The organism is Rhodococcus sp. 05-2256-B1 (assembly GCF_002258465.1).
In the GTDB taxonomy this organism is placed as follows: domain Bacteria; phylum Actinomycetota; class Actinomycetes; order Mycobacteriales; family Mycobacteriaceae; genus Rhodococcoides; species Rhodococcoides fascians.
In genome coordinates this window covers 423414-443556 of the sequence record NZ_NOZA01000026.1, presented here as the reverse complement: position 1 = coordinate 443556, position 20143 = coordinate 423414, and the positions used below count along the sequence as shown (strand labels likewise).

At 62.7% G+C, this 20143-nt stretch carries 18 protein-coding genes; 6 read left to right on the top strand and 12 right to left on the bottom strand.

All coding sequences use genetic code 11. From position 1 onward, the window contains the following. Positions 1-9: 9 nt before the first annotated feature. Positions 10-1158, bottom strand: a complete 1149-nt coding sequence (locus CH285_RS15315; protein WP_094643240.1) for an NAD(P)/FAD-dependent oxidoreductase — start codon at positions 1156-1158, stop codon at positions 10-12. Continuing rightward, complete coding sequence (locus CH285_RS15310) at positions 1148-2110, bottom strand: dihydrodipicolinate synthase family protein (protein WP_032388341.1); 963 nt, start codon at positions 2108-2110, stop codon at positions 1148-1150. The genes CH285_RS15315 and CH285_RS15310 overlap by 11 nt, the downstream gene beginning before the upstream one ends. Before the next feature lie 171 nt (positions 2111-2281). Here CH285_RS15310 and CH285_RS15305 point away from each other — a divergent pair, with 171 nt between their 5' ends. The 4 genes from CH285_RS15305 (at position 2282) to CH285_RS15290 (ending at position 5940) form a co-directional block, all read left to right on the top strand. Beyond that, positions 2282-3286 (top strand): LacI family DNA-binding transcriptional regulator, encoded by a 1005-nt coding sequence (locus tag CH285_RS15305; RefSeq protein ID WP_032388342.1) that lies wholly within the window; start codon positions 2282-2284, stop codon positions 3284-3286. Positions 3287-3514: 228 nt separating this feature from the next. Continuing rightward, positions 3515-4375 (top strand): ABC transporter substrate-binding protein, encoded by an 861-nt coding sequence (locus tag CH285_RS15300; RefSeq protein ID WP_032388343.1) that lies wholly within the window; start codon positions 3515-3517, stop codon positions 4373-4375. A gap of 30 nt (positions 4376-4405) precedes the next feature. After that, positions 4406-5146 carry an amino acid ABC transporter permease gene (locus CH285_RS15295; protein WP_032366140.1) on the top strand — a complete coding sequence of 247 codons (741 nt, stop codon included), beginning with the start codon at positions 4406-4408 and terminating at the stop codon, positions 5144-5146. 44 nt (positions 5147-5190) lie between these two features. Beyond that, on the top strand, positions 5191-5940 hold the full coding sequence (locus CH285_RS15290) for an amino acid ABC transporter ATP-binding protein (protein ID WP_032384335.1): 750 nt from the start codon (positions 5191-5193) through the stop codon (positions 5938-5940). A gap of 361 nt (positions 5941-6301) precedes the next feature. Here CH285_RS15290 and CH285_RS15285 read toward each other — a convergent pair whose 3' ends face one another. Further along, positions 6302-7174, bottom strand: coding sequence for an SMP-30/gluconolactonase/LRE family protein (locus CH285_RS15285; protein ID WP_255032333.1), 873 nt, complete (start codon positions 7172-7174; stop codon positions 6302-6304). 272 nt (positions 7175-7446) lie between these two features. Between CH285_RS15285 and CH285_RS15280 the strand changes: the two genes are divergently transcribed. Further along, on the top strand, positions 7447-9435 hold the full coding sequence (locus CH285_RS15280; protein WP_094643238.1) for a TerD family protein: 1989 nt from the start codon (positions 7447-7449) through the stop codon (positions 9433-9435). 35 nt (positions 9436-9470) lie between these two features. Here CH285_RS15280 and CH285_RS15275 read toward each other — a convergent pair whose 3' ends face one another. Next, positions 9471-10415: a phosphotransferase family protein gene (locus tag CH285_RS15275; protein WP_217900680.1), complete on the bottom strand. Its 945-nt coding sequence runs from the start codon at positions 10413-10415 to the stop codon at positions 9471-9473. 131 nt (positions 10416-10546) lie between these two features. Between CH285_RS15275 and CH285_RS15270 the strand changes: the two genes are divergently transcribed. Further along, positions 10547-11011: an SRPBCC family protein gene (locus tag CH285_RS15270; RefSeq protein ID WP_027497200.1), complete on the top strand. Its 465-nt coding sequence runs from the start codon at positions 10547-10549 to the stop codon at positions 11009-11011. A gap of 16 nt (positions 11012-11027) precedes the next feature. Here the strand turns inward: CH285_RS15270 and CH285_RS15265 are convergent, their stop codons facing one another. The 8 genes from CH285_RS15265 to CH285_RS15230 all read right to left on the bottom strand — a co-directional run bounded on the left by CH285_RS15265 (position 11028) and on the right by CH285_RS15230 (position 20102). Continuing rightward, positions 11028-11402: a hypothetical protein gene (locus tag CH285_RS15265; RefSeq protein WP_141215015.1), complete on the bottom strand. Its 375-nt coding sequence runs from the start codon at positions 11400-11402 to the stop codon at positions 11028-11030. A gap of 197 nt (positions 11403-11599) precedes the next feature. Further along, positions 11600-13453 carry a DEAD/DEAH box helicase gene (locus CH285_RS15260; protein ID WP_094643236.1) on the bottom strand — a complete coding sequence of 618 codons (1854 nt, stop codon included), beginning with the start codon at positions 13451-13453 and terminating at the stop codon, positions 11600-11602. Between the two features lie 153 nt (positions 13454-13606). After that, on the bottom strand, positions 13607-14425 hold the full coding sequence (locus CH285_RS15255; RefSeq protein WP_032384307.1) for an Fpg/Nei family DNA glycosylase: 819 nt from the start codon (positions 14423-14425) through the stop codon (positions 13607-13609). A 47-nt stretch (positions 14426-14472) separates the two neighbouring features. Then, on the bottom strand, positions 14473-14856 hold the full coding sequence (locus CH285_RS15250) for a VOC family protein (protein ID WP_080729248.1): 384 nt from the start codon (positions 14854-14856) through the stop codon (positions 14473-14475). Further along, positions 14853-16508: an MFS transporter gene (locus CH285_RS15245; RefSeq protein WP_094643235.1), complete on the bottom strand. Its 1656-nt coding sequence runs from the start codon at positions 16506-16508 to the stop codon at positions 14853-14855. Before CH285_RS15245 ends, CH285_RS15250 begins: the two co-directional genes overlap by 4 nt. Then, positions 16469-17302 (bottom strand): NmrA family NAD(P)-binding protein, encoded by an 834-nt coding sequence (locus CH285_RS15240; protein WP_094643234.1) that lies wholly within the window; start codon positions 17300-17302, stop codon positions 16469-16471. Before CH285_RS15240 ends, CH285_RS15245 begins: the two co-directional genes overlap by 40 nt. Before the next feature lie 40 nt (positions 17303-17342). After that, positions 17343-18164 (bottom strand): alpha/beta fold hydrolase, encoded by an 822-nt coding sequence (locus CH285_RS15235; protein ID WP_032366147.1) that lies wholly within the window; start codon positions 18162-18164, stop codon positions 17343-17345. Positions 18165-18281: 117 nt separating this feature from the next. After that, positions 18282-20102 carry a sensor histidine kinase gene (locus CH285_RS15230; RefSeq protein ID WP_094643233.1) on the bottom strand — a complete coding sequence of 607 codons (1821 nt, stop codon included), beginning with the start codon at positions 20100-20102 and terminating at the stop codon, positions 18282-18284. Positions 20103-20143: the final 41 nt, after the last annotated feature.

Genomic DNA, 20143 nt, shown 5'->3' with positions numbered 1-20143 from the left:
AGCCTTCTTTCAGTGAGCTTGGAGTCGGACGAGACGGTTCGGAGAGAACGCTGTTACGTCGAGTTCTGGTTTTCTACCGTGCACCTGCTCGGTAAGGATGTGCCCCCACAGCGGTGCGAAAGTGAAGGAGTAGGTGCCGCCTGCCACGAAGAGTCCCGGGGCTCCGACCAGTTCGCCGATGACCGGCATTTCGTCGGGCGTGGTGACCACAGGCCCGGTCCAGGTATCGAGGAGCGCATTGTGGCTCAGCGCAGGCAGAAGCCGTCGAACCTGCTCCAGGTTTCCTGTGGTGCTGTCGGATCTGCTCGGCGCCGGCTCGCTGTCGTGGAACGCACCTGCAGGCCAGCCGCCGCCGAGGACGAGGCGTCCCGATCGATTCTGCTTGATTGACATTCCCTCTCCGACGTGCTGAACCAGCACGTCGAGTGTCCGAGGGGCGGCATCGAGCGAGTGCATCTGCAACGAGGTCGGGACGAGATCGAGCGATACCCCTGCCATAGCCGCGATCGGGGCCATCCACGGACCTGCAACGTCTATCACCGCGGGTGCAATCCACGTTCCACCGTCGGTGCCGACGGTCCAACCGTCACCGTCGTGGATCAATCCGGTAACCGGTGTCGACGGATGAACCGACGCTCCTTCGGCCGCGGCCTGCCGCAACAGGGCAGGACCTGCGAGGTCGGGTTCCGCGAATCCGTCCCACGGACACCAGGTTGCGGCCTGAATGCTCGGGCCGAGCAGCGGTAGCGCCTGACGAGCTTCATCGCCGGTCATTACCTCGGTCGGGATCCCCGCATCTCGTTCCCATCGGTGCTTCGTGAGGAGGGCGTGGACCTGCTCCTCGGTTTCGGCCACCATGAACCCGCCACACCGGTTCAGCCCGAGACCGGGCACCGTCTCGTCGAGTGTGTTCCACAGCGTGCTCGTCGACTTCTGCAGTGGAAGCAGTTGTTCGACGTCGACGGCTGTGCCCTGCCCGGGCCTGCGCGTGTGAATGGTCTGGATGTGCAGGTTGCCCGCGGTCGTACCGGAGCCGGCGGTGTTGGGTAGGGTGCGATCGAGCACAGCAACGCGGGATCCCGCGCGGGTGAGGGTGAGAGCCGTTGCTGCACCGACGATTCCGGCTCCGATGACAACGAAGTCGACCTCAGACCGCATGAACAGCTCCTACGGTCGCGTAGGCATCGTCGATACCCGATTCGACGATGACCGATCGCAGCGCGGCAAGCGTGTCGGCGTCGGTGACCGGCAGTAATGGTTCGCGCACGGTGCCTCCCGGTTGGCCGAGAAGGTTCATCACGGCCTTCAGCTGGGGAATGGGGGAGGCGTACACGCCGCTGTAGTCCGAGGCGATGAGCCGGCCCGAGAACGCGCGATAGCGATCGACCCACATGCGTGCGGTGTCGGCGTCACGTGCAGCGACGGCCTCGTAGAACGGCGCCGCGAAGGGCGCGCCCACCCCACCGCCGTCGATGTTGCCGTCCCCGCCCAGTTCGAGCAGCGTGGCAAGGCCGCGTCGATGCAGGAAACTCCCGAATACACGAACGCGGTCGGACACGGCCTCGACGGTGTCGAGCATGGCGAGCCAATTACCGGTGCTGTCTTTGATCGCGACGACGTTCTCCAGGTCGGCCAGTCGAGAGAACAGGTCGGGTGTGGTGCCCATGTCGACCGCAACACCACGGGGCCAGTTGTAGGCCATGAACGGCAATGATGTTGCGGTGCTGACGCTTCGGTAGTAGTTATAAGTCTCTTCTGCCGAGGTGTGTACATACGGCGGAGGCGTCGCCAGTATGCCGTCCGCGCCGACGGAAGCCGCATGCTTCGCGAGCGCGGAGGACTGCGCAGCTGTGTACGCGCTGACACCGATCACGACAGGGAAGCGGCCTGCAACTGCATCGATCGATGCTTCCGCGACGGTCTTTCGTTCGTTGTCGTTCTGGCTGAACCATTCGCCCGTGCTGCCGTTCACGAGTACACCGTGAACACCCGTCTGCGCGTAAAGATTCATCAAATCGAAAATCGCCTCGGTGTCGACGTCACCCGACTGCGTGAACGGTGTAGGAGCAGCGGGCCAGTAACCGGACCACGCGACATCATCGCGATTCATGGGAGTGCCTTTCGGGCTCGGGACTATCGACGACGCGTCGTACCCGCATTTGTGGGATCGATTGCATAGACTGCCTTCGGGGTGGTCGAGTCGTCAAGCCGGAAACGTACTTGTAACGCGACCACGGTCGAATATGTCTGTCCGAGGCGTGAAGCAAGAGAAGGAGAACCGATGGCGGTCACCTTGATCGACGTTGCGAGCGCTGCTGGGGTCTCGCGCAGCACGGCATCACGCGCATTGAGTGGATCGTCGCTGATCTCAGCGGAGACGCGGGCAGCGGTGGAGGATGCGGCCCGGGCTCTCGGATATCGGCCGAACAGGGCTGCGAGTGCGCTGCGCTCCAACAGGTCGCACTTGGTCGGTCTGGTCATGAACAACCTGCTCAATGCGACCTTTCACACGGTCGCCGAGGTTGTTCAGAAGAGAGCGGCAGCCAGCGGATTTCAGGTCCTGCTCTGCATCACCGATGCCGATCCGGCGCGCGAGGACGACGTACTCGCCATGCTGGGCGAGCATGGCGTCGACGGAACCATCGTGATCGGCAGCGGTCGAAGTGCGGCGGCGTCGAATGCGCTCCTGGAGCAGGGCCGTGCGGTGGTCAACCTGATCCGTTCGGTCAAGGGGAGCTCGGCTTCGACGGTGCTGGCAGACGACGTCACGGGTGCTCGCGACGCGACAGCGCATCTGATCGAGCTCGGGCACAGTCGTATCGGCTATATCGGTGGAAACGAGGATGCGACGTCCGGCCGTGAGCGCTTCGAGGGCTATCGACTGGCGCTGGCGGACGCAGGTATCCCGGTCGACGAGACGATCGTCCGGAAAGGCCCGTTCACCACCGAATTCGGTGCCGACGCGATCAACTCACTACTGGATGCGCCCCAGGCAATGACTGCTCTGTATGCGGCCAACCACGAGGCTGTCTTCGGCATCCTGCCCACGCTCGTCGGCAGGGGTGTGTCGGTGCCGGACGAGTTGTCGCTGATCTGCCACGAGGACATGCCGTGGCTCGCGATGTGGCAGCCGGCAATCACAGTGGTCGACAACGGCGCGGCCCAATTGGCCAACGTGGCCATGGACCTGTTGTTTCAGCAGATCAAGGATTCGCTCGAACCCGATGGGCGTACATATCGAATCGGTGCTCGTCTGGTGGAGCGAGCGTCGTGTGCCGCATTGTGATCGGAGTTTTCGGATTGCAGGAATCGGGACCGCGATCACATGTGAACGGTTAACAGTTGATGTACCGCGTGTCGGCAATGTTAACCACGTTGACGCCTCCGAATTCGTCTGCGACGCTTGATGCAATCGATCCCAAAGGATCGACTCTGCTCGAATCACTCCGTCATTGTCGCTGCCGCCCCGTCCTCGAACGTGTAGTGCTGCAGTCGATATCGAAAGGCTCGATCAATGCGCAAGTTAACAGGACTCGCCGCTATCGCTGTCGTGGTGGCCGGCCTCACTGCCTGCAGTTCCTCGGACGATTCCGCAACCGCGCCGACGGACTGCACACCCACGCTCGGTGCTTCGGACCTCGCCGAAGAAGGCACTCTGACGATGGCCACCAATGCAACGCTTCCGCCCATGCAGTACGTCGATCCGAACGGGGACGTGATCGGCATGCGCGTCGACCTCGGCAAGGAGATCGCCAAGCGCCTGTGCCTGACGCCGAAGTTCGTCAACATCGAGTTCGAGGCGCAGATTCCCGGTGTGCAGGCCGGTCGATGGGACATGATCGACACCGGCATGTTCTACACGCCCGCACGCGCCGAAACCATCGATCTTGTTCCGTACGAGGTGCAGGCAGTATCGATCTCGGTGCCGTCGGGCAATCCCGAATCGATCTCCAGTGTGGACGATCTGGCGGGCAAGACCATCGGCGTCGAAGCGCCCGGATACGAATTCGACACGTTGACCGCGTTGGCCGAGCAGTTCGCGACCGAGGGTAAGCCCGCGTTGACGGTGCAGACGTTCAAGACCAATGCCGATGCCTATCAGGCACTTTCGGCGGGCCAGCTCGACGGCACCTCCATCGTGGAGTCGGTCACGTCGTTCTACCAGGAAGACGGACGCTTCGAGACAGCCGTCGGTGGAATCAACGAGGCACCCCTGGCAATGGGATTCGCCAAGGGCAGCAAATCCTCCGCTGAGGTGGCGCGTGTGCTGTCGGAGATGAGGAGCGATGGATATCTTCCCGATCTGTTCGAGCAGTACGACGTCACCGGATACGACGGCGATATTGCCGTGAGCACCGGTCCTCTCGACAGCTGATCCGACCAACGCAAGTCGAAAGGCACCCACATGTGGTCCTGGGACGCATTCTTTTCCATCCTGACGAGCGCCCAGCTGCTCGAAGGCGCGTGGGTCACGATCTGGCTCACCGTAGTCAGCATGATCCTCGGACTCGCTCTCGCAGTGGTGGTGGCCTCCGCTCGATCATCCAAGCTCGTACCCCTGCGGATAGTCGCCGGGTTCTACGTGTGGCTGATGCGCGGCACCCCACTACTGGTGCAGCTGGTGATCATCTACACCGGGCTGCCTCAGGTCGGCATCAAGCTGGGCGTGATCGAGGCGGCACTCGTGGGTCTCGTCCTCAACGAAGCTGCATACCTTTCGGAAATAGTCCGTTCCGGATTGCTCTCGGTCCCAACCGGACAGACCGAAGCGGCACGAGCACTCGGCATGTCACCCACGAAGGTCTTCCGCGTGGTGGTTCTTCCGCAGGCTCTGCGGGTGATGATTCCTCCTCTCGGCAACAGCTTCAACGGATTGCTCAAGACCACAACTCTGGTGTCGGTCATCTCCGTACAGGAATTGCTGCGACGGACCCAGTTCTTGGTGCAGGTGAATTTCCGTGTGCTGGAGGGGCTCTGCGCGGCGGCGTTGTACTTCTTGGTGCTGACGACTCTGTGGGGGTTGATTCAGAAAATGATCGAAGTACGAGTAGGGCGTGGATACGACCGCAATTACCGCCGTAAGGGCGGACCGTCGAGTCCGAAACTCGACGACAGCGCAATGAAAGCCGAGGCTGTGAACCGATGACGAGTGCGACGTCTGCGACCACGAAGGCCACGAAGGCGACGATGATGGTCGAGGTCAGGAATATGACAAAGGCCTACAACGATCTCGTCGTCCTCGACGACATCGATTTCACGGTGGACAAAGGGGAAGTGGTTCTGCTTCTCGGGCCGTCAGGAAGTGGGAAGAGCACCTTGCTGCGCACGCTCAACTGTCTCGAGACGATCGAATCCGGGACCGTCCGAGTCTGTGGCGAGATGATGGGCTTCTCGGAGGGGGCCAAGCGAATGCCGCTGTCGGAGGCGCAGATCGCAAAGCAGCGGCATCACACCGGAATGGTGTTTCAAAGCTTCAATCTGTTCCCCATGATGACCGCGCTCGACAACGTTGCATCGGGTCCACGCCATGTCCTGGGCACTCAGAAGGACAAGGCGCGCAGGCAAGCTCAGGAGCTACTCGATGTCGTCGGCCTGGCGGACAAAGGGGAGAACTACCCGTCACAACTGTCCGGTGGCCAGCAACAGCGCGTTGCGATCGCCCGTGCACTGGCGATGAAGCCCGAAGTGATGCTGTTCGACGAGCCCACGTCGGCACTCGATCCCGAGATGGTCAACGAGGTTCTCGACGTCATGCTCCGACTGCGCGACGAGGGAATGACGATGGTGGTGGTCAGCCACGAAATGGGCTTCGCGAAAGCGGCCGCAGACAGGGTTGTCTTCATGAGCGACGGAAAGATCGTCGAAGAGGCACCTCCTGGTGAGTTCTTCGACAAACCCAAAAATGCTCGTACACAACAATTTCTGAGTCGCATACTCTGATTCGACCGACTGATGGTCCCAGCTCAGAAGCGCACGTTCTTCTGAGAGGGAATTAGGTCGAACGGATAGATATCGAGCGAGGAGGAGTGATCTCGCTGCATTGTGTATAGGCTCAGCCATCGAAGTCGGTTTTGTCCAACAGGACGGACGGATGGGCGAATACTCATGGCACTGGCAGATCTCGACACTGGCAACCCGCATTGGCTCAACGCCGTCATGTTTGCCGTCCCGGCGGTCATAGCAATAGTTCTCACCTGGTGGTTCTTCGGCAACGACAGATAGCCGAGACGAACACGTGGCTGTCCAGGCTGAGTCGATGTCCAGAATCGCACCGGCATTCAGGTTGTGCAGGGCTACCGGGTCAGGATCTCACCGGTGCAAGATCCACGCCGGGCGGGGGAGTGAGGCGTCGGAGTGTGCCGTCGAACACGGTTGCATACAGTGACCATCCGTTGGCTGACGGTCCGATGCGTACCGAACTCGGTCCCGTCCATCCTGGCGAGATGCCTGCTGCAATGACGCATGTTGTCCCTGTTCTGGGGTCGATGCTGTGCACGGAACCTTCTACGTGTGCGGCGACATACAGCGTGCCGGCGTCGGACATGGTCAGGTCGTCGAGGCCCGGAAAGAATCCCGGCACTGTAGCCACCACAGACCAGTCGTCGGGTGCTTCGAGGGGTACTTCGATGACCTGGCCCGTGAACAGATCGTCGGTGTACACCCGGCTGTGGTCCGGGCTGAGCGCCAACCCTTCTGATCGAGGAACGGGCGACCAGTTCTGTTCGACGTCGTCGGCGGTCGGGTCGTAACGGGTCAGACCTCGGGAAGGCGAGCCGATGTCCGTGCCCACGTCGGTGGTGAGGAAGTCTCCGTTCGGCAGCCGGAGAAGTCCGTGAGCCGCCATGTCGGTCACCGCGCTGACCTTGCCGGTACGGGTGTCGAATTGCGAAAGACCTGGACCGGCAACAAAGTAGAGGATGCCGTCGTGCAACTGCATCCCTCGCGGAGCAGCGAGGTTGTCGAGTACTGGATCGACATGGCCGCCTGCATCCACGTGCACGATGCTGGAGGCTCCGGATATGTAGAACCCGCCGGCTCCGTCGGGTTCGAGATTCTCCGGTTCGTCGAGTCCGCTCGTCACGGTATCGACCGACCAGCCTGCACAGGTCATGGGCGGCGGGCCCGGCTCGGGTGTTCCGGCGTGAGCAGGTGCAGACGTGAGAGCGGCAAGCATAACCACTGCACCGACGAGTAGACGTGAACGAAGTCTGTTCGAGGCCAGAGACATGGTGCGAACGATAATGGAGACCGTGCGGTCGGAAAAGCTGAGTCCATTCGAGGGACAGGCAGTCAGACCACAGCAAGGTGTATGGATCGCTGATCTCACGGACCGAATCGGCCCAGCCGTAGGTCGAACGAATGAATGTCGAGCGAGGGCGACTGACACCGGTGCGTTGTGAATAGGGTGAGCAACGCAAGTCCGTTTGCCGACAGGAGCGTGTCAGCGTGAGTTCACCCATTCTCGTCAAGGGCCAGAATATTTCCTTACCGGACGACGCGACACAGCTGGATGTCATCGTGTCGTGGGTCGACCCGGAGCGCGACCTCGATGCATCCGCGCTGTTGGTGACATCGACCGGACACGTTCGGTCGGACTCGGACTTCGTGTTCTACAACCAATCGGAGTCTGCCGACGCATCAGTGCGTTATCTCGGCAGCAGTAGCACCGATGAAGGCAAACAGGAACGGCTGTCGATCCATCTCGACTCTCTCCCAGCAGATATCGAGAAAGTAGTCATAGCGGGTAGCTCGGACAATGCTCCGTTGGGCGACTTCGGAAAGTTGTCGCTCCAAGTACGGGATCAAACCGGATCGGTGCTGGGGGAGTTCCTCACCGCCGACGCCACCGCCGAGCGTGCGCTGGTGTTCGGGGAGGTGTATCGAAGGGCCGGTGTCTGGAAACTGCGCGCGGTCGGGCAGGGTTGGGAATCCGGGCTTGCAGGGCTCGCAACGGATTTCGGCGTGGACGTCGACGACGGCGAACCGGAAGGCGGTGCCGACGATGTGGTCGTCGTCGAGGTCGCGGATTCGCACGTACAGGCTACGGACCAGAACGGTGAGCTCGTCGATGTGTCGCTTGTCGACGTCGAACCCACCAAGCGCGGCGTGCGAACGAAGAAGCCGTCCGTGAAGAAGGCCAGTCCGCCGCAATTCACGCTTGCTGGGGGAGAGGGCTGGCAGACGGCTCGGCTGTTCTCCATTTCCGGCGTCGGGCTCGGTGAAGAGCAGGAGAAGAGGGCCACGTCGGCGCTGATCGCAACGATGCAAGCGGTTCGTCCCTTCGCCCGAGCGATCTGCGCGCACGCTGGCGCACCGTCAGGTCCATTCGAGGGTTACCTCGAGGTGCAATTCGTGAAAGGCGAAGGCAAGGTCATTCCGGACGGGGTTTTCCGGGTGTCGCGTGCGGGGCAGGTATGGACGGCATTGCTCGAAGTGAAGACAGGCACAGGCAAGCTGCAGAAGGAGCAGCTCGAGAACTACCTCGATGTCGCCAAACGGCACAGATACGAAACGGTTCTCAGCCTGTCCAACGACATCCCGGCCTCTGCAGGCGAGCTTCCGGTGCAGGTCAACAAGACCAAGCTCAACAAGGTTTCACTGCGACACATCTCATGGTCCGAGGTAATTCACGAAGCCCGAATGTTGCTGTCGCACGGGGACCTCGCCGACTCGTTACAGGTGTGGATCCTCAGTGAGCTCGTGCGCTACCTGACGCACCCGAAATCCGGTGCGACAGAGTTCGTCGACATGGGTCGCCACTGGGTAGCGGTCCGGGATTCCGTCACCGCGGGAACCCTTCGCTCCAGTGATGTCAAAGCTCTGTCGGTTGCGAACACGTGGGCGTCGCTGTCGAGGCACCTGGCGTTGAGGATGACGGCCGATCTCGGCGTCACCGTCAAGCATCACCTTCCGAGGAAGTTCAACGGAGATCCTCAGGCACGCAACGAGTACATCGTCGACCAGCTCGTGGCCTCCGGATGCCTCTCTGCCACTCTGCGCATCCCCGACGCTGCCGGAGACGTCACCGTCGAAGCCGATATGCGTACGAACAAGATTCAGTGCAGTACCGCTATCGACGCGCCGACCGACGGGACCGCGCTCAGACGAGCATCATGGCTACTGAGACAACTGAAGAACGCTCCCGCAGACATCCTGGTCGAAGCCGTGTTCGCAGACGCGAGCGAAGTATCGTGCGAGAACCTGGCAACTGTACGAGCAGACACGAAATCACTCACATCAGGCCGGACCAGCGAGCTGCAGTATTTCACGCTGACGTCCCCGACGAAGATGGGCAGCAAGCGCTCGGGGTCGGCGGCCAGCTTCATCGGTAGCGTGACCGACGGTCTCGACGCGTTCTACCGGGATGTCGTGCAGCCGCTGAAGCCGTGGACGCCTTCTGCACCGGAAGCGACCACTCACACATCTCATGAATGACTCCGCTGCTTGACTGGACCCCGGGTTGAACGGCTTCACATATCTACGTTCATCGTCAGCGCCAGGTAAGTGTTCAAGCGATCCTCGATGACTGGTCCAGTGAGGTCTGTCCGGCCTGCTGCGCGCCACGGCACTACCCACTGATGCAGCTCTTCGGAGCACGCAAGTGCACTTCGCACTCGCCAATATCGACGGTCGGACCATTCGGCGGCGAGGACGCCTCCGGCCTCGGTGTATTCAGCAGCGAATCGCAAACCCCACAACGGCCCGTGCAGAAGTGCGAGATTCGTGCAGCAATGCGCGACGTCCAGATCCGCAGGTCCGCTACAAATCCCGGCCCAGTCGAGCACGCCGGAGACGGCTGGCCCGGTAGGTCCTGTGTCGAACAGAACGTTGCCGGGCTGAAAGTCGCTGTGCAGCAACCGGGCCTGGGAGCGCGACGGTGGGCGGCCGATGACTCTGGTCGCGGCCGACCAAATATCGGTGTCGGCGGTCGGTGGAACGACGGCGCTCTCTGCAGTAGACCCTGTCGAGTATCTGCGAAGCCCGGCTTTCACGGGGATCGAGTGAATTGCCACAAGAAGCTGCGCCAAGCATCGGATACGGGTCTGGGTGCCGTCGTCGTACAGCGGTTGCCCGGGCAGGAGGGTCATGAGAAGCGATGGATGCGCGCACTGCGTCGCGGCAAAGTCGGCTGCAGCCAACAGAGGCGTGGGGATGCTGTCGGACTCGAGCAACGTCAGAGCCTCAGCCTCGCGTCTGAGCCATTCCTCAGCGTGCTCCTGCGCTGACGGTGCCGTGTAGCTCTTCAACACGAGCACGCGAACGGCGTGCTGATCATCTGCCACAGTGAGCCGACGCACCTCGGCCGTGATGCCTCCGGTCATCGAGTCCACGGCCGTCACACGTTCGCCGGGTTCGAGGTGTTCGAGAACCCAGGTGGCAGTGGAAGAAGCAAGATCGGTGGACATTCTCGTCATGCCTCCGTCCCGCTGCGCTGGGTGCCGCAATCCCGGTGTCGGCCGAGCATCTCACCAGGCAGCCTTCGCGGTCCACCTGTTTTCGGCTGTATCCATGATTGAGGATCCGGCGTATTGGGCATCGTGCAGATATGACAGAGAACGCAAAGCTGACAGTGGAACGCACCATCGAAGCGCCCGTGGACGCAATTTTCGACGTCCTGTCCAACCCCGAGCGGCATCAGGCACTCGACGGCTCGGGATTCGTACGCGGCGTTGACCACGCAGACCGAATTCAGAAGGTCGGCGAGAAGTTCACGATGAACATGCAGGGCGATCACATGGGTGGGGAATACCAGACCGACAATGTCGTCACCGGGTACGCCAAAGACAAGCTACTGGCATGGAAGACCGCGCCGGCCGGCAACGAGCCTCCCGGATGGGAATGGTTGTGGGAACTGGAGTCTCAGGGACCCAACGAGACATTGGTGCGGCACACCTACGACTGGTCGAAGGTCACGGACAAGAAGCTTCTCCAGCAGATCGGGTTTCCCCTGGTCACCGAGGATCAGCTGAACGACACACTTGCACGCCTCGCTGTCGAGGCAACGTCCTGATCTTTCGGGCATACGTTCAGCCGTAGAACGCCGCTGCGTCGACGCTCTCGATGTGCATCCATCGAGCTGGAAAGTCCTTCGACGCAGCGGCTTCGGCGAGGTCCAGGCCACGTATAGCCAACGCCGTCGTGGGTGACTGGTCCACGATCAGACTGATCGCGTACGTTGCTGCGGTGACGTGAACGCAAGGATCAGTTCTGCTGGAACAGGTGCATGCCGTGTCGACGTCCATGGGAACCGGTGCCAGACCCCCCGATACCAGCTCCGCGTGAAGCGCGTCGGGCAGATCCCCGCTCCCTCTGCCGTGAGTCGGATGACTGGCGACGATGCGCAGAGCCGCCCTTTTGTGAGCCGCCGAATAGCGCGGCACCGTGAATGTCGCGGTCTCCATTTTCTTTCCTGCTGAGACCACGCAGCGAATAGAACCGATCGTGTTGGTATCCACGATGGCCGACTCGCTACGAGCCAGGCTCCGCGCTCGAGGAAGCATGGGATTGGGTCGGGTAGCGGTGATCGGCTCGACTCGACGCAACCATTCCTTGCCCCATGGAGTCGCACCGAAGGGCGGGGGCTGGGGAGTGGATGCCATCACCGTGCCACCGACAGCGACAACGTCTGTCTGAGTGTCGAATCATCCAGTGCGGCAAGCGCTGTCTCGTTGTTCCCCTCGGTCAACCCTGCAATTGCTTTCTTCCGGGCGTGCAGCGACGCAATGTACTCCTCCAATGTTCCTTCGGTGGTGAGCGCCATGACTGTCACAGGTGAGGTCTGTCCGATTCGATGTACCCGGTCGGTTGCCTGCGATTCCACCGCCGGATTCCACCACCGGTCGTAATGGATGACGGTGCTCGCACGGGTGAGGTTCAACCCATAGCCGGCTGCTTTGAGGCTCAGCACCATCACGGGACAGCTACCGCCCTGAAACTCGTCCACCATCTTCTCGCGCTGGTCCACGTCGAGTCCGCCGTGGAAGAAGGGTATGGCGGCTCCAGTGACACGCGCGAGATGGTCGGCGAGAAACTCGCCGGTCTTGCGGTACTGGGTGAAAACCAATGCGGTCTGCGACGATTCGGCGAGCTCCTCGATGATGTCGGTGAGCCTGTCCAGTTTCCCGGAACGGTCGGGCGACGAAGACATGTTGCCGTTCACGAGACCCGGGTGGTTGCAGATCAGTTTCAGAGAGGTCAGCAAAGCGAGCACCGCAGTCCCTCGGCGTTGTGTAGAACCGAAACCGGTGTCGAATGCAGCCTCGACCGTCGAGTTGTACAGCATCGCTTGCTCGTTCGTGATCGGGCACAGTACGTCTATCTGCTGTTTGGGTGGAAGGTCGGTCGCCACTTCGTCTTTCGTCCGTCGGAGGACGACCGGAGCTATGGAATGGGACAAGTGCGCAAGCGCAGCCGCCGAACCTGCGTTCTCGATGGGTGCGGAAAATCGCCGAGTGAAGCGTGCTCTGGTCCCGAGCAGACCCGGGTTGGTGAGGTCAATCAGGGCCCACAGTTCGTCCATGCGGTTCTCGACCGGGGTGCCGGTCAGTGCGATGCGAGTTGTCGAGCTCAGTCGTCGCGCGGCACGGGAAACCTGCGTGCGCGAGTTCTTCATGACGTGCGCTTCGTCGAAGAAGACCGTGTTCCAACTGATCTCGGCCAGACGGTCGGTGTCGGAGCGCAATGTCGGATATCCGGTCACGGTCACGCAGCCGACCTCGCCACATCCACCGAGCGAGCGGTTCGGTCCCCGGTAGACATTGACCGTCAGGTCGCCGGCGGAGAACTTCTCGATCTCGCGTCGCCAATTGCTGATCAGGGATGTCGGGCACACCACCAGAAAATTGCCTTCACCCCGCGAGGCTCCCACAATCATGTGCGAGATGGCTTGCAGAGTCTTGCCCAACCCCATCTCGTCGGCCAGAATTCCTCCACCCCCGGCTTCTCCGACGGTCGGAATCCAGGACGCACCGTGCACCTGATACGGCCGCGGGGTGAAGGTGGACGCACTGTCGCCCAGATTGGCCTGCATGTGCAGGCTGGTGCGTAGGGCGTCGACGGCACCGTGCGCGGTCGACACGCTGGACCCACCCGTGTTGGGTACCGCGTACGCCGCCGGGGGGAGTGATTCCAGCAGCGATGTAGGAATCTCGGCGCAGTGGGGCCGGTGCTCCAGATGGTGCAGAACCGCCAGCCACCCCCGGGCCGACGCGCTTTCCGGGAGGCCTGCCGACGTTGCCAGTGCCGCTTCGAGGTCGACGCGACGCGGCTCGACGAGCTGCGCTTCGACGGTCCGTACGGTCACGGTGCCGCCCATATCGGGTAGCGCAAGGTCGATCGGCGTCGTCGCTGTGGTAGTCGTCCTTGTGGAATCAGGTTGCCAGACAGCGAAACAGTGCCGACGGGGCAGGTAGGTGACCTGCGGAGCGAGGCCCGTATCGGTCGTCGAAAGCATGCAACCTCCAGCCGAGTGAACGCTTCGGTAGACCCGAAGCTGCCCACACGGTACGTGCCCGAACGGGATTTCGCCGCATTCAACAGTGCTTGACAATTCCGAAAATTGCTGTCCTACAGCGCTATCGAGCAGCACGCAGCGGTGTGGAACCGATCAGGATTGCTCGCGCGAACACCACCACGTGGTGCGGCCGCCCACCGTTCCGCGAGTCATCGGAGCACCGCAGCGTGGGCACGTCGCGTCCGCCTTGCGGAACGGGATGATCTCACCTGTGTGCACGCCACCCTTCTTGATCGCCGACCTGATGGCGCGACGCAGAACAACGCGGAGCTCGTCGAGTTCCTCGGTGGTGAGAGTCTTTGCCCGTCTGGACGGAGATTGCTTGCTCTGCCACAGCACCTCGTCGGCCAACAGATTGCCGACGCCTGCAATTGCTGCTTGGTCCAGCAAACGTGCTTTCAGAGGTGCTCCGCTGGAACCGATTCGGTGCCGGAAGTCGTCGCGCGTGATCTCCGCAGCATCGGGCCCCAACGCATCGATATCGGGTTCGAGGCGCACTCGGCCGAGCCGGCGCTTGTCGAAGAGCCGGAGCTGACCCCCGTCTTCGAACGTCATGGCAAAGCGCGTCCACTCGGGCTTGTCGGTGTCGCGCTCGCCCACGTGCGGATCGCCGCCACCGTACTGCGACGTGCGATCGCCGTCGGGAGCGGTGACGATGACGCGGCCGCCCATTCCGAGATGGATTCCCAGCGTCGGACCACCGGACCCGTCGGCGGTGACGGTTTCGCACCACATCGCCTTGCCACGTCGACATGCCTCGGTGAGCTTGCCGCCCTTCAGGGCGTGGGCGATATCGCCCGGCATGTGTGGACGGCACTCGAACGAGTCGGTGTCATCGATATCGACGATGACGCGTCCGAGGGCTTTCTCGACGACCTGTCGAGCGTTTTCGACTTCGGGTAGTTCGGGCATGGAGCGGGTGTACCCAATTCGCCGGCTCTATGCGCGAGCCTGTGTCGTCAGGCGCGCTTCCTACCGGTGGCGAACTGTCTGAAGCCGATCAGGTTGCCGAACGGATCGAGAACCTGGCACAGACGTTCACCGGTGAACACCGATTTCGGACCTCGATGCACGACGCCTCCGCGATCGACGCAGCCGGCGACCACTGCGTCCACGTCGTCGACGTTCCAGTACGAGACCGACCCTGCGGTCCCCGCGGGGCGGTTGTACGAATCGGTGACGTGGACGGTGAGCCGGGTTCCGGAGACGTCGAACGCGGCGAGTTGCTCGTGTACGTCGACGGGGTCGGTGCCCAGGAGCGTTCGGTACCAGTCGACGGCGGCGGCGAGGTCGTCTGCGAAGTAGAAGACGTTCCCCACGCCCGAGAGTGCGTTGTCCATCATTGTCCGTTCGGGTTCGTTCGCGCAGACAGCGCGATGTCGTGGGTTTCGGTTCGGGTAGTGCCGTCGACGGTGTGGGTCAGGGCTTTCTGCACCACGTCGTGGTCGGAGCCGGTCCACCTTTCTTCTCGCTGACGTCGATACTGGCTCCACGACGGCACAGTGAACTGCTCGACCACGGTGTCCTCGACGTCCAGACTCCGGTACAGGTTCCAGGCGTACGCCCCCGTTCGCTTCCGCGCGATCCCGACCGGAGCCATCGACGTCAGAAATTGCTCCAGAGCGTCGTCGACCACTCGGTACGTAACGGTGATCCGCACCGGCCCGTCGTCCGGATCGGGTTCGAACATCACGGTCGGGGTCGGCCACGCCATGGACACCGCACGGTCGAGCACGCCGGTCTCGGGTCGCAGGGGGAGGACTGCGACACTCGCAGCGACGAATGCCAAGGCGGCTACCGCGACCGCGAGTGCGTCGACGATGCCGATCTTCGACGCCAACCATCCCCACACGAGCGAGCCGATGGCCTGAGAACCCATGAAGACCAGAAGGTAGACCGACATCCCGCGCGCTCGAACCCAGGTGGCGAGCGAAAGCTGGATGGACGCGTTCAGTGCGGTCAACGTCGTGATCCAGGCAATGCCGGACAACAACAGCGCCGGGACCACCGCCCACAGCGGAAGCCACGCGAGCGCGGCCATTCCCACGCCGTACCCGACAGCAGAGCCGACGAGCAAGGTGTTTGCGCTGCAACGCTTTCGGAGCGTCGGCGTCGCGGCAACCCCGATCACGGCTCCGACCCCGAGTACGCCCAACAACACGCCGTATCCCACCGAGCCCAGTTTCAGTACCGACGACGAAGCCGATGGCAGTAGCGCCCACAATGCAGAGGCGGGGAAGGCGAACAACGCCGAGCGCAGAATGATTCGTCGAACGATCGGGCCGGATCGGATGTAGCGGACCCCGGACAGGATCGACTCGGCAAGGCCTTCTCGATCCGTTTGTGGATGTTTCGGGCGCTTCCATGCGATCAGCACGCTCAACGTTGCGAGAAAGGAGGCGGCGTTGATGGCGAACACGAAGGTCGGCCCGGCCAATGCCACCAGTACACCGGCAAGCGCCGGTCCGACGGCCCGCGCCCCGTTGACGGTCACGCTGCCCAGCGCCGAGGCGGCCGGGATTTCTTCACGGCTCACCAGCTCGGGCTGAATGGCCTGCCAGGCGGGAGCGGACAGTGATGTCCAGCAACCCAATACGAATGTGCAGGCGAGCAATCCCCACGGAGACAAGGTGTCGGTCCATGCCAGTGCGGTCAACACAATTCCGGTCAGCATCGAACCGGCACCGACCGCGATGAGCAGAACGCGGCGATCGAGCGCGTCGGCGAGCGCGCCTGCCAGCAGGGCCAGCAACAGGGTGGGTAACAGACTTGCTGTCTGCACGGCGGCGATGATGGTGGTCGACGCCTCACGTTCGACCAGGAACCACTGCGCACCGACGGTCTGCATCCAGCCGCCGATGTTCGAGACCAGCTGTGCGATGAAGAGGCTGCGGTAGACGGTATTCCGGAGCGGTGACCACGCGGACGGTGCTGCCGGCGTGGTGTCGGTGGTGCTCACGCCAGTCCCGCCGCCCATTGCGCGAATGTCTGCCATTCGACCTCGGGATATCGGGTGCGCAAGCCGTGGATGTCCGCGTCGTATCCGACGTCGGTCAAGAATTGGAACATCGCTCTCATGTCCTCGGAACCTATGTCCCGTGCCCGGCTCGAATACGGCTGCACCGAGGTTCCGAGAACGTCGCCGAGAGTGTTCGCCATGGCCTCCAAGCTCGGATCGTCCGACGCGAGATCGATTCGCATCTCGTGAAAGTGCGCGGGTTCGGTCAACACGAGGGTGACGAACCGCCCCAGATCCCGCCGCGACAGCTGCTGCAGTGGCGTGTGGAGCGGCAAGGGCAGATCGAGGCGGCCGGCCCTGACGTCGTCGAGTCCGCCGAGAAGGTTGTCGTAGAAGTAGGTGGGGCCGACGATCGTGTACGACAGCCCAGCTCGACGCAGCAGTGCCTCGGTTTCGGCCTTCGTCTCGAAATGCGGTATGCCGGTGCGGCGGTCAGCGCTCGCAACCGAGGAGAACACCACGTGCGGAACCTCCGCGGCGATCGCCGCATCGACGAGGGCTGCGCCCTGAGCCAATTCGGCCGCGGGACCGTCCTCGAACGGCGTCGTCATCACGAACGCACCGGCACTGTCTCTCAATGCAGCCGCGGACGATTCCCGATCGGTGATGTCCGCGACGACGATCTCGGCACCTCGCTCACGTAGCCGATCCGCGCGGGCCGAATGACGCCGCACCACTGCGCGCACCGGTAGCCCCTGCGCCAGCAGGGCATCCACCACCGCGCCGCCCTGCCCTCCGGTTGCTCCGACGACTGCGTACGGTCTGATCATCGTGTTGTCACCTTTGTTCCGGAGGGCGAAAGCGGGGCTGCTACTGGGCGATGAAGGCGAGAATGTCTGCGTCCAAGGCCTTCTGGTAGTCGCCGTAGATTCCGTGCGGTGCACCGGGGTAGACCTTGAGAGTGCCGTGCTGGACGAGTTCTGCGGTTTTCAGTGCCGCCGCGGCGATCGGCACGATCTGGTCGTCGTCACCGTGGGCGATGAAGATCGGGACGGTCAGCGCTTTGAGATCCTCGGTGAAGTCGGTCTCGGAAAACGCCTTCACGCAGTCGTATGCAGCAGTCAGATTGACCAGCATCCCCTGTCGCCAGAAGTCGTCCTTGGCGCCCTGGGAGATGGCGGAGCCCTCACGGTTGGCACCGAAGAACGGCTCGGACAAGTCCTTGTAGAACTGCGATCGATCGTAGAGAACGCCGTTGCGGATGTCGTCGAGTGCTTCGATCGGCGTGCCCTCGGGGTTGGCCTCGGACTTCAGCATGACCGGGGGAACGGCACCGGCAGTGATCACCCGAGCGACGCGGCTGCCACCGTGCTGCGCGGCGTACCGCACGACCTCGCCGCCACCGGTCGAGTGTCCGATGAGGGTGAGTTCCTGCAAGTCGAGGGCCTCGACTAGTTCGGCCAGATCCTTGGCGTAGGTGTCCATGTCGTGGCCGACGGCAGTCTGCGAGGACCGGCCGTGGCCGCGGCGATCGTGTGCGATGGCGCGGTAGCCGGCGTCTGCGAGAAGCTTCAGTTCGAGCTGCCACGCGTCCGAGGACAGCGGCCAGCCGTGACTGAGCAGAACTGGCTTTCCGGTGCCCTGCTCGGTGTAGTAGATCTCGGTTCCGTCGGTGGTGGTGATGTACGGCATGGCCTGCTCCCTGGTTCGGTTCGATTGGGTACCGACAACATTCGTCCGTTCCCGGGTCGAACGCGTCGCCGCTGCCATCCAACGCGGGGGAGGAGATTCCGGTGGCGCCGCTACCTGCTAGCCGGTAGACAGCCCGATGTGGACCGACAGTGTCGTGCCACCCCCGGGTGGACTGACGATGGTCAGTTCGCCGCCGACTGCCGCCACCCGATCCTGCAAACCGATCAAACCCGACCCTGTGCTCGGATCGGCACCTCCGCGGCCGTTGTCGGTCACAGTCAGTTCCAAGCTGTCCTCGGTCAGGTGCGCGGTGATCTCGACTTCGGTGGCCTCGGCATATTTGGCCGTGTTCGTCAGCGCCTCGGCGACCACGTAGTACGCAGCCACTTCCACCGATTCGTCCATCCGGGAGGAAATGTCGGCGGTGAGGGCAACGGGAATCGGACTGCGTCTGGCCAACGTCTTGAGTGCCGGTGCGAGTCCTCCGCGCGAGAGGATTGCGGGATGGATGCCGCGACTGAGTTCGCGGAGGTCGGTGTGCACCTGCGACAGCGTCTCGAAGCTGCGGTCCAACATCGCGCGGAGCTCGGTCAGATTCTCCGGGGCAGCGGCTTGGGCGCCGCGCAATTCCATTCCGAGAGAGACGATTCGCTGTTGGGCACCGTCGTGCAGGTCACGCTCAATACCTCGGCGGGCTTGGTCGGCTGCGGCGACCACGCGGGACCGGGACCGCGTCAGCTGAACTCGTGTGTCGTGGTTGTAGACCGCAGTGGCAACGAGGTCGGCGAAGTCGGCCAGTCGATCTCGGGTCTCACCGCCGGCCGCATACTGCGTAGCTGTCGTGCCGATGATGACGGCACCCCAGGTATTGCCGTCGACAGTGATCGGTACACCTTCGACCCAGCGAATACCCCTGCCCTCCAGTCGCTCAGCGATACCGCCGGTCGCTTCGGTGAAGTCGACGGCAGCGGCGCGGCCGGTGTCGGCGACGATCGTGGCCACGTTCTGCCCACCGATCGGCAGTCGATCACCGGCTTGCACGCGCTCACCGGCGGAGTCGTCGCGGATCGCCAGAATCGTGTAATACCCGTCGCTGTAGCGGATCACCGAAACATGTTCGTTGTCCAACCCGACGGTGAGTTCGTGTGCGACTGCGAGGTACACGTCATCCGGATCGGCCCGCAGCGCCACCAATGTTGCGACCTTCCGCAGTGACGCTTGCTGGCGTGCCAGCGCGACGGTACGCAGGTGCATGTCCTGACGGTCGCGGGCGGCGGCAAGAAGAGCCTCCAACGAAGGCACGACACGGCGGATACGGCGGGCATCGACGCTATCGAGATCGGCGGGAACCAGCAGCGACGCGGTGACGACCTCCCCGTCCCGAAGCAGGATTTTCTCCTGCCCCACGGACGCGTCGGCATTCCCTTGCTTCAACACCGCGAAGGGCAGGTCGAGGACCGCAGCCAGCCGGGTGCTGGCAACATCGAGCATTGTCGGGGTGTGGTCCGAGCGCAAGATGGTCTTGGCGAACGCCGCCAACATGTCTGCTTCTCGTCGACGTTGATCGGATTCGGTTGCGCGCAAACGTGATTGGCCAACCAGCACGTTGGTCAGAAGCGCCAGTGCCAGAAACACGATCAGTGCAGGGACGAGGCTCTCACTGCTTTCGAGTACATGGATGTAGGCGTACGCGCCGGCACTGGCGACCGATGTCGCGATCGACAGACGAAAGCCCCACCCCGCAGACACGATCAGCACTCCAAACAGGAATATCGCACCGAAAGCATTCTCGGGTGACACCCGTTTGAGCGTCAGCACAACGAGTATCTCGACGGCGATGGCGGCTGCGGCCACTGCGATTCCGCAGGCGACCGGCGGCGCACTCGGCCGGAGTATCACAGTGACGAGCCGGTCGCGGAGGGCGGTGTCCGACGTCATCGGCACATCCGACTGCTCGATTTACCGCTAGCGGTAATGCC